8 protein-coding genes are annotated in these 10,344 nt (G+C 73.5%); 4 read left to right on the forward strand and 4 right to left on the reverse strand.

Annotation, left to right across the window (positions count from 1 at the left end; genetic code table 11):
• Window positions 1–2,688: ATP-binding protein (locus ACOV8S_RS10560; protein ID WP_448317531.1), on the forward strand; the 2,688-nt coding region annotated here is incomplete at its 5' end.
• Between the two features lie 24 nt (window positions 2,689–2,712).
• On the opposite strand, the gene ACOV8S_RS10565 is transcribed toward ACOV8S_RS10560, so the two are convergent.
• The 3 genes from ACOV8S_RS10565 to panB form a co-directional block, all read right to left on the reverse strand.
• Window positions 2,713–3,555, reverse strand: coding sequence for an ABC transporter permease (locus tag ACOV8S_RS10565; protein WP_448317532.1), 843 nt, complete (start codon window positions 3,553–3,555; stop codon window positions 2,713–2,715).
• Window positions 3,552–4,592, reverse strand: a complete 1,041-nt coding sequence (locus ACOV8S_RS10570) for an ATP-binding cassette domain-containing protein (protein WP_448317533.1) — start codon at window positions 4,590–4,592, stop codon at window positions 3,552–3,554. The genes ACOV8S_RS10565 and ACOV8S_RS10570 overlap by 4 nt, the downstream gene beginning before the upstream one ends.
• A gap of 242 nt (window positions 4,593–4,834) precedes the next feature.
• A complete protein-coding gene (gene panB / locus ACOV8S_RS10575) occupies window positions 4,835–5,701 on the reverse strand; it encodes a 3-methyl-2-oxobutanoate hydroxymethyltransferase (RefSeq protein ID WP_448317534.1) in 867 nt (288 codons plus the stop codon).
• 396 nt (window positions 5,702–6,097) lie between these two features.
• On the opposite strand from panB, the gene ACOV8S_RS10580 reads away from it, so the two are divergent.
• The 3 genes from ACOV8S_RS10580 to ACOV8S_RS10590 all read left to right on the forward strand — a co-directional run bounded on the left by ACOV8S_RS10580 (window position 6,098) and on the right by ACOV8S_RS10590 (window position 9,228).
• Window positions 6,098–7,087 (forward strand): endonuclease/exonuclease/phosphatase family protein, encoded by a 990-nt coding sequence (locus ACOV8S_RS10580; protein WP_448317902.1) that lies wholly within the window; start codon window positions 6,098–6,100, stop codon window positions 7,085–7,087.
• 299 nt (window positions 7,088–7,386) lie between these two features.
• Window positions 7,387–8,616, forward strand: coding sequence for an MFS transporter (locus ACOV8S_RS10585; RefSeq protein WP_448317535.1), 1,230 nt, complete (start codon window positions 7,387–7,389; stop codon window positions 8,614–8,616).
• A 162-nt stretch (window positions 8,617–8,778) separates the two neighbouring features.
• Window positions 8,779–9,228, forward strand: coding sequence for an RrF2 family transcriptional regulator (locus tag ACOV8S_RS10590; RefSeq protein ID WP_448317536.1), 450 nt, complete (start codon window positions 8,779–8,781; stop codon window positions 9,226–9,228).
• An 18-nt stretch (window positions 9,229–9,246) separates the two neighbouring features.
• Here ACOV8S_RS10590 and ACOV8S_RS10595 read toward each other — a convergent pair whose 3' ends face one another.
• Complete coding sequence (locus tag ACOV8S_RS10595; RefSeq protein WP_448317537.1) at window positions 9,247–10,209, reverse strand: TerC family protein; 963 nt, start codon at window positions 10,207–10,209, stop codon at window positions 9,247–9,249.
• Between the last annotated feature and the right edge of the window lie 135 nt (window positions 10,210–10,344).

Genomic DNA, 10,344 nt, shown 5'->3' on the forward strand with positions numbered 1-10,344 from the left:
GCCCCGTTCGGCCCGGACGGAACCCCGCCCGGCCCGAACGGGGCGGCCCCCGGCCGGGACCGGACGGCGACGCCGGCCGCCCCCGGCCACGACGGAACCGCAGCCACGGACAGCCCCGCGTCCGGGGACGACGGCTTCGGCGAGGGCGGGACCTCCCCCGCGCGGGTGGCCGTCGCCGGGAACCTGCGCACCCCCCTCACCTCCTTCGTCGGCCGGGACGCCGACGTCGCCTCGCTGCACCGCGACCTGGCCGGCGCCCGGCTCGTCACGCTGCTCGGTCCCGGCGGCGCGGGCAAGACCCGGCTGTCCCAGGAGGCGGCCCGCACCACCGCCGCCGAACTCGCCCCGGACGGCGTCTGGCTGGCCGAGCTCGCCCCGGTCGACGACCCCGCCGCCGTCCCGGAGGCCGTGCTCACCGCCGTCGGCGCCCGCGAGACCGTGCTGTACGGCGGCGGCGCGGAGGAGATACGCGCCGCGACCGACCGCAAGGACGACCCCGTGCGACGGCTCGCCGAACACTGCGCCCGCCGCCGCATGCTGCTCGTGCTGGACAACTGCGAGCACGTCATCGACGCCGCCGCCCGCCTGGCGGAGGAGCTCCTCGCCCGCTGCCCCCACCTCACCGTGCTCGCGACCAGCCGCGAACCCCTCGGCGTACCGGGGGAGTTGATCCGCCCGGTGGAGCCGCTGCCGGAGCCCCACGCGATGCGGCTGCTCGCCGACCGCGGCGCCGCCGCCCGCCCCGGCTTCCGGGTGGACGCCGACGCGGAGACCGCCGCCGCCTGCGCCGAGATCTGCCGCCGCCTCGACGGCCTCCCGCTGGCCATCGAACTCGCCGCCGCCCGCCTGCGGATGCTCGCCCCCCGCCAGCTGGCGGACCGGCTCGACGACCGCTTCCGCCTCCTCACCTCCGGCAGCCGCACCGCGCTGCCCCGCCAGCAGACCCTGCGCGCCGTGGTGGACTGGTCCTGGGACCTGCTGGACGACGCCGAGCGCACGGTGCTGCGCCGCATGTCGGTCTTCGCCGGCGGCTGCGACCTCGACGCCGCGGAAGCCGTCTGCGGTCCGCACGCCCTGGAGGCGCTGGCCTCGCTGGTCGACAAGTCCCTGGTCGTGGCGGCCCCCTCGGCCGACGGCCCGATGCGCTACCGCCTCCTGGAGACGGTCGCCGAGTACGCCCGCGAACGCCTCGCGGAGGCCGGCGAGCACGCCGCGACGGTGCGCCTGCACCTCACCCACTACCGCGAACTGGCCCGCATCAGCGACCCGTTGCTGCGCAGCGACCGGCAACTCGACGCCATCGGACGCCTGGAGACCGAGTACGAGAACCTCCGCACCGCCCTGCGCACGGCCGTCGCCGAACGCGACGAGCAGGAGGCCCTGTGCCTGGTGCTCTCCCTGACCTGGTTCTGGCAGATCCGCGGCCTGCGCAGCGAGGCGAGGCACTGGAGCGCCGCCGTCCTGCAACTCGGCCCCAGCCCCTTCGCCCCCGGCGCGCCCGCCGCCGTCCCGCTGTGGGAGCGGTGCACCGACACGTCCCCGCCGCTCGCCGGGGACCTGCTGTGGGAGGCCCGGCGGGGTGTGCACCTGGTCCACCTGGCGTGCATGGACATGCAGGGTGAGCTGAAGGCATGGCAGGACCCGGCGGCGCAGGAGAAGCTGCGGGCCATCGCGCGGGCCTACGAGCCCGGCATGCCGCAGGTCTGCCGCAACCCCGGAACCCTCTGGTTCTTCGCGGTCCTGCTGACCGGTCAGGTCGACCGCCTGCGGGAGATCGTGGACGCCGCCGTCCGCACCACCGCCGACCGTCCCGACCACGCCTGGGAACAGGCCCTCGCCCTGCAGATGCGGGCCAACCTGATCGCAAACCGCCCCGACTGGGAGGGGGACGCGATCGCCGACGCGGACCGCTCGCTGGAGATCTGCCGCCGCCTGGGGGACGTCTGGAGCATCGCCGAGGCGCTCTGCGCCCGCGGTGCCGCCAACGAACGCGCCGGCCGCTTCGAGCAGGCCGCCGACGACTACCGCCAAGCCGTCGGACAGGTGGAGCTGCTGGGCGCCCACGCCCAGCGCGACGTGCTCCGCTCGCGTCTGGGAGCGGTCCTCCTGGAGACCGAGCGGCCCGAGCGCGGTGAGCAGCTGCTGCGTGAGGTGATCGCGAGCGGGCCGCTCGGCGACCAGGAGGCGGGACCGGCCGCCAGGATCGTGCTGGCGAGCTGGCTCGGCGTCACCGGGCGGACCGACGAGGCCCGCCGGTACGTGCGGGAGATCCGCGAGGAGTTCCCCGCCGCCGCGTTCATCGTCTTCGACTCGTTCATCGCCGGCACCGAGGCCCTGCTGGACGCCATGGACGGCAGCTCCGGCGCCCTCGGGCACGTCCGGCGCGCCCTGTCGGGCGCCGGTGACTCGCTGTCGCGCACCATTGCCCCGCACCTGCACTCGTTCCTGCTGACCGTGGCCTCGGTGGCCCTCGCCGGCTACGGCGGCGACCGGGCCGCGGACGGCGCGCGCTGCCTGGGAGCCGCGGTCGCCGCGCTGGGCGAGGACCACCTGAGCGGCGTCGCGGAGAGGCGCCTGGGGGAGCACGCGGAGTCCGCGCTGCGCGCCGCCCTCGGCGACGCCGCGTTCGAGGCCGCCTACGCCGAGGGCCGCGGCCTCCCCGTCGAGGAGGCCGCGGCCCTGGTGTGACCCGGCCCGGGGCCGGAGTCCGGCTCAGCCGCGCGTGGTGAACTTGCGGACGGCGTACGGCGCCATGATCGCCGTCAGCAGCGCGGTCCACCCGAGGGTCACCCACAGGTCGCGGGCGACCGGGCCGCCGACCATCAGTCCACGGGAGGCGTCCGCGAGCGCCGACAGCGGGTTCCAGTCGGCGAAGGCCTGCAGCCAGCCGGGCATCGAGGACGTCGGGGCGAACAGGGACGACCCGAACTGCAGCGGCATCATCACCATGAAGCCGATGCCCTGCACCGACTGGGCGCTCTTCGCGGTGACGCCGATGGCGAGGAACACCCACATCAGGGACGTCCCGAACAGCATGGAGAGCCCCACCGCCGCCAGCAGGCCGAGCGGCCGGTCGATGTCGAAGCCGACCAGCAGGGAGACCACCAGCAGGATCACGGTGGAGAGCAGGACCCGCAGCTGCTCCACGGCGATCTTGGCGAACAGCACCGATCCGCGCCCGATGGGCAGCGAACGGAAGCGGTCCATCACGCCCTTCTGGATGTCCTGGTTGAATCCGGTGCCCACCGACATCGACATCGACAGCGCCATCATGGCGAGCATGCCGGGGACCAGGTACTGGACGTAGGCGTCCCGGCCCCCGCCCAGCGCCATGCCGATCGATCCGCCGAAGACGTAGACGAACAGCAGGGTGAAGACGATCGGCATCAGCACGGCGTCGAACATCGACTCCGGGTCCTGGCGGATCCACAGCAGGTTCCGCCTCATCAGCGCGCCGGTGTGCCGCAGGTGGCCGCGCAGGCCGATGTGGTCGTCGGCCAGGTCCCGCGCCGGGGAGGCGGCGGGGACGGGCGCGGCGGTGGTGGTGGCGCTCATACGGCGGCCTCCTCGAGCTTCGGGTCGGAGCCGGCGCCCGCCTGGGCGTCGTCCCCGGCGGACGTGTCGGACGCCTTGTGTCCGGTGAGGGAGAGGAAGACCTCGTCCAGGCTGGGCAGCTCGGTGACGACCGAGGCCAGGGCGATCCCGCCCGAGGCGGCCGCCGCGAGGACCGTGGTGAGCTGCTCGTCGCTGAGCACCGGCACCCGCACCGAGCCGCTCTCGGCGTCCACCGCGACGGTGGCGAGACCGGTGACGCCCAGCGCGTCCAGCGTGGCGGCCAGCGGCTGCAGGTCGGCGCGGTCGGCGGGCCGGATCCGCAGCGAGCGGCCGCCCACCCTGGCCTTCAGCTCGTCGATGCCGCCGCCCGCGACCACCCGGCCGCGGTCCATGACCGCCAGCTCGCCGGCCAGCTGCTCGGCCTCCTCCATGTACTGCGTGGTGAGCAGCACGGTCACGCCCTCGCCGACCATCCGCTTCACCTCGTCCCACACCTCGTTGCGGGTGCGCGGGTCCAGGCCGGTGGTCGGCTCGTCCAGGAAGAGGACCTGCGGCCTGCCGATCATCGAGGCCGCCAGGTCCAGGCGGCGGCGCATGCCGCCGGAGTAGGTGGACGCGGGCCGGCGGGAGGCGTCGGTGAGGGAGAAGCGTTCCAGCAGCTCGTCCGCGCGGGCCCGGGCGGCTTTGGACGGCAGGTCGAGCAGGCGTCCGATCAGGTACAGGTTCTCGCGCCCGGAGAGCTTCTCGTCCACCGAGGCGTACTGCCCGGTCAGCCCGATCACCCGGCGCACCCGCCGCGGCTGCCGCAGGACGTCGATCCCGGCGACCGTCGCCCGGCCCTCGTTCGGGACGATCAGCGTGGAGAGGATCCGCACCAGGGTGGTCTTGCCGGCGCCGTTGGGGCCGAGCACCCCGAGGACGGTGCCCTCGCGGACGTCCAGGTCCACGCCGTCCAGCGCGCGGGTCTCGCCGTACCTCTTCGTGAGCCCCCGTACCGAGACCGCGGGGGCGGGCGTCTTGTCGTCGTCGCGTGTCATGGGAGCCACGCTGTCAGGTGACGCCGACACCGCGCCGACATTTTTCCGACAGGCGGCCGACGAGGGAGCGGCGCGCGCCGGCCTTTCGCCGACAGGTCGCCGACGTTTCACCGACGACAGGAGGGCGGCCCGGGTCCGGGAAGACCGACAGCCCGCCGACGGGGGGATCGGCGGGCTGTCCTCTCAGTGGCCTGTCGGGCGCGCGGCCCCGTCCGGTGCGACGGGGCCGCGGTTTGCCGGGGTCAGTGGACGGAGTGCTCCTCCAGCGGGAACGTTCCGCCCACGACCTCCTCGGCGTACGCCTTCGCGGCGTCGCCCATCACGCTGCGCACGTCCGCGTACTGCTTGACGAACTTCGGGACCCGCCCGGGGGTGAGGCCCATCATGTCCGTCCACACCAGCACCTGCGCGTCGCACTCGGGCCCGGCGCCGATGCCGACCGTCGGGATGTGCAGGGTGTTGGTGACCTCGGCGGCCAGCTCGCGCGGCACCAGCTCCAGCACCACCGCGAAGGCTCCGGCGTCCTGCACGGCCTTGCCGTCGCGCAGCAGCTGCTGGGCGGCCTCCTCGCCGCGGCCCTGCACCCGGTAGCCCATGGCGTTGACCGACTGCGGGGTCAGGCCGATGTGGGCCATCACCGGGATGCCGGAGTCGACCAGGAGCTTGATCTGCTCGTGCGAGCGCTCCCCGCCCTCCAGCTTGACGGCCGTGGCGCCGGACTCCTTGATCAGCCGCATCGAGGAACGGAGCGCCTGCACGGGGCCCTCCTGGTACGAGCCGAACGGCAGGTCGGCCACCACCATCGCGCGGCTGGTGCCGCGCACCACGGCGGCGGTCAGCATGACCATCTGGTCCAGCGTGACGGGCACGGTGGTGTCGTAGCCGAGGTGGCAGTTGCCGGCCGAGTCGCCGACCAGCAGCACCGGGATCCCGGCCTCGTCGAACACGGACGCGGTCATCGCGTCGTAGGCGGTCAGCATCGGCCAGCGCTCGCCGCGCTCCTTGGCCAGTGCGATGTCGCGGACGGTCACCCGGCGGTTGCTCCTGCCGCCGTAGAGGGACTTGCCACCGCCGTCAGGGCTCTTCTGGGCAGCCTGAAGCTGCGTCATGGAACGGCTCCTTCATCGTCATCTCGAGGCGCCCTCACGGCGTCCCCGGACCATTTCCATGGTTGCACCTGACACGCGACAGGAGAAGAGGGGGGAGCGGGATGTGCGGTTTGTGTCACGGTCGGTGGTTTCGGCGCCCCATCGGTGGAACCCGTTCCTCCCGGTTGGTCGTCCCACCCCTTGTAAGGCGCCGCGCGACGGGAGATGCTCCCGAGCGCCCGGCGGGACGGAAACCGGACATGGCCTAGGGTCGTAGACACGCGTACGACGCGTACAGCGTGTGGGACCCACTGGTACGGACGGTGTGCACGGCAGGTGGTGAGGCGGCGGATGACGCAGCAGGCGGTGGCGACGGAGACGGACGGGGCCGACCGGGATCCCCGGCGCCCAGGCCGGATGCGGCGCCTGGCCCACCGCTGGGTGTGCCGCTTCGTCGGGGACGCACTGGCCGGGCCCGGCATCTGGCGGCGCGGCCTGGTCCTCGCGGCCTGCGCGCTGGCCCTCGCCGCCGCGATGCGGCTGCACGCCCACGTGCCCAACGCGATCGGCAACCTCGGCAGTCTCGCCGAGACGTTCCTTCCGTGGTTCGGACTGCTCGTCCCGGTGATCCTGCTGGCGGCGCTGGTACGCCGCTCGGCCACCGCGGTGATCGTCGGCCTGCTGCCCGCGTTCGTGTGGGCCGGGCAGTTCGGCGGGCTGCTGTCGGACAAGACCGACCCGACGGCCGACGGCGACCTCACCGTCGTCACCCACAACGTCAACGCGCAGAACGTCGACCCCGCGGGGACCGCCCGCGAGGTGGCGGCGCTCGGGGCGGACCTGGTGGCCCTGGAGGAGCTGACCGAGTCGGCGGCCCCGGTCTACGAGCGGACCCTCGCCTCCACCTACCGCTACCACTCGGTGCAGGGCACCGTCGGCCTGTGGAGCAAGTACCCGCTGCGCGAGGTCGAGCCGGTGGACATCGAGCTGGGCTGGACCCGGGCCATGCGCGCCACCGTCGAGGCTCCCTTCGGCGACGTGAAGGCCTACGTCGCCCACCTGCCCTCGGTGCGGGTCCGGCTGGACGCCGGCTTCACCGCCCGCGAGCGCGACCGCAGCGCCGACGCGCTCGGCGAGGCCGTGGCCAAGGAGCGGCAGGAGCGGATCGTGCTGCTCGGCGACCTCAACGGCACCATGAACGACCGGGCGCTGCGGGCGGTCACCTCGCAGATGCGCTCCACCCAGGGCGCTGCGGGCAGCGGCTTCGGCTTCAGCTGGCCGGCGTCCTTCCCGATGGCCCGGATCGACCAGATCATGGTGCGCGGCGTCGAGCCGGTGAGTTCGTGGACGCTCCCGGAGACCGGCAGCGACCACCTCCCGGTCGCGGCGCGCGTGTCCGTACGCTGACACGTGTCCGTACGCTGACACGTGTCCGTACGCTGACATACGACACGTACGCACCCCTACCGACCTCTGGCGCGCGCCGTCACCCGCACCGGCACTCCCGCCCGTACTCCAGCACGCGCGCCACCTGGCCACCCCCGACATCCACGGCACCTGATACGAACTGTTCACCGTTTCAGTGGGAGCAAGAGCCCGCGACCTCTGAAATACTGATGCCCCGGGTTTTGTTTCGGAGTGGAACATACTCCTCGCGGAGCCCGTCACACCGGCCGTGACCACCCCTGCTGAAAGGCACACGCCCCATGCCACTGGCCCTGCTCGCCCTCGCTGTAGGCGCCTTCGGAATCGGTACGACCGAGTTCGTGATGATGGGCCTGCTGCCCCAGGTCGCCGCCGACCTCGGGGTCTCGATCCCCTCCGCCGGACACCTGATATCCGCCTACGCCCTGGGCGTGGTCGTCGGCGCGCCCCTGCTCGCCGCCGTGACCGCCCGCATGGAACGCCGCCAGGTCCTGCTCTGGCTGATGGGCCTGTTCATCGTCGGCAACGGCCTCTCCGCGCTCGCCCCCGACCACACCTGGCTGCTCGGCGCGCGCTTCCTCAGCGGTCTGCCGCACGGCGCCTTCTTCGGCGTCGGCTCGGTCGTCGCCACCACCCTCGTCGCCCCCGAGAAGCGGGCCCGGTCGGTGGCCACCATGCTCACCGGCCTCACCGTCGCCAACATCGTCGGCGTCCCGGTCGGCACCCTGCTCGGCCAGCAGCTCGGCTGGCGGGCCACCTTCGGCGCGGTCTGCGTGATCGGTCTCGCCGCGGTCGCCGCCCTGTTCTTCCTCGTGCCGCAGGAGAAGCGCACCGCGCACGCCGCCCCGCCGGTCGGCCTGCGCGGCGAACTGGCCGCGCTGCGGTCCGTCTCCGTCTGGCTGGTCCTCGGCACCACCATCGTGGGCAGCGGGGCGCTCTTCTCCGCCTTCAGCTACATCACGCCCATGCTCACCGACGCCGCCGGCTACGCCGAGGCCTCCGTGACGCTGGTCCTCTCGCTGTTCGGCGTGGGCGCCACCATCGGCAACCTGCTCGGCGGCCGCCTCGCCGACCGCTCGCCCAGCGGCACGGTCTTCGCCGGCCTCGGCGCCGTCACCGTCACGCTGCTGTTCTTCCCGCTGCTGATGGACACCAGGGCGGGCGGCGCGGTCGCGGTGCTGCTCCTCGGCGTCACCGCCTTCACCCTGGGCGCGCCGCTCCAGCTGATGGTGATGACCCGCGCCGCCAGCGCCCCCTCGCTGGCCTCCTCGGCCAACCAGGCCGCCTTCAACCTGGCCAACGCCGGCGGCGCCTGGATCGGCGGCCTCGCCCTCAGCGCCGGCCTCGGCGTGACCTCGCCCGCCCCGGTGGGCTCGGTGCTGGCCGTCCTCGGCATCGGCGTCGCGGCGCTCTCGCTGCTCGCCGACCGCCGCGAACGCCGCGCCGGGCGAGTGGTCGCCACCCACCTGCCGGCCCCCGAGAGCACCCGAGCGCGGGCGGAGGCGGAGTAGGGGCACTACCGGGACTGGGGCGCCGAGAGGCAGGGGCGCCGGAGGCGCGGCCCCCTGCCTCGGGCGCACCCGGAGGCAGGGGAACCCGCGGGCCCCGCCGGAACGGGCGGGCGGAACGGGCGGGCGGAACGTGCGATCCGACCAGCGGGTTACCGTTGCCGTATGCGTCTTCTCCGCTCCACCGACCTGGCCCTGCGCGTCCTGATGCGCCTCGCCACGGTCCCGGAGGACGCCACCCCGACGACGCGTGAGGTCGCCGAGGCCGTCGCCGTTCCGTACACGCACACCACCAAGGTGGTCGCGGAACTCCAGCGCATGGGCCTGGTCGACGCCCGGCGCGGGCGGGGCGGCGGCCTCTCCCTCACCGCCGCGGGCCGCACCGCCTCGGTCGGCGCGGTGGTGCGCGCCTTCGAGGGCGACGGCGAGGTCGTCGACTGCGAGGGCGGCGAGACACCCTGCCCCGTCCTCCCCGCCTGCCGCCTGCGCGGCGCCCTCCGCCAGGCCCAGGAGGCCTTCTTCGCCTCCCTGGACCCACTGACCGTCTCCGACATGGTCACCACCCCGGCGGGCCCCCTGCTGCTGACCCTGGCCCCACCACCGGCCCGGACCTGACCGCCGGCGCCCTGGCCGTCAGGGCGCCTCCGGGCCGCCCGCCTCGCGCGGGCGGCCCCGGGTGGCCACCAGCGACCAGCCGATCGACACGGTGATGGTGACCGCGATGACCCCGAGGGTGAGCGGGATGGGGAGCTTGCCGACCGGCGTCTCGGAAAGGATGAGCTTGACGCCGGCGAAGGCGAGCAGCACCGCGAGCCCGTAGTGCAGATAGGCGAAGCGGCGCAGGAGGCCGGCGAGGCAGAAGTAGAGGGCACGCAGGCCGAGCACGGCGAAGGCGTTCGCGGTCCACACCAGGAACGTGTTGGTGGTGATCGCCAGGACGGCCGCGACGGAGTCGATCGCGAAGATCAGGTCGGTCGCCTCCACCGCGACCAGGGCCACGAACAGCAGCGTGGCCACCCGCCTGCCGTCCAAACGGACGAAGAACCGGCTGCCGTGGAACGAGGGATCCGTCGGCACCAGTCTCCTGACCAGGCGCACCACCGGGTTGCGGTCCGGATCGACCTCGGTGTCCTTGGAGAAGGCCATCTTCCAGCCGGTCCAGATCAGGAAGGCGCCGAAGACGTAAGCCGTCCAGAAGAACACCCGCAGCAGTTCCGCCCCGACGAAGATGAACACCAGCCGTGCCGCCAGGGCGCCGAAGACCCCCCAGAACAGCACCTTGTGCTGGTAGGCGTCGGGGACCGCGAAGAACGAGAAGACCAGCGCGAAGACGAAGACGTTGTCGATCGACAACGCCTTCTCGATCAGGTAGCCGGCGTAGTAGGTGGAGGACACCTCCCCGCCCTGCCAGGCCAGCAGGACGAGCCCGAAGCCCAGTCCGACGGCGATCCAGACCCCGCTCCAGACCGCCGCCTCACGGAAACCGATCACGTGGTCGCCGCGGTGGGCGAGCAGGTCCACGGCCAGCATCACGCCGATGCAGGCGGTGACGGCTGCCCATGCCCAGATGGGGACCGGGAACGACAGATCGTTCATCGTCGAGCGACTCCTCTCTCGCGGTCCCGAGCAAGGTCAGCGCCCGCCGAGACCTACCGCCTCCCCTCAGCGGAATCCAGCGGGGCGTCGCCCGCCACCCGGGCACGGCAGAAGTGGCAGCGCGCACCGGCCGGA

Source organism: Streptomyces sp. CO7, from assembly GCF_053474865.1.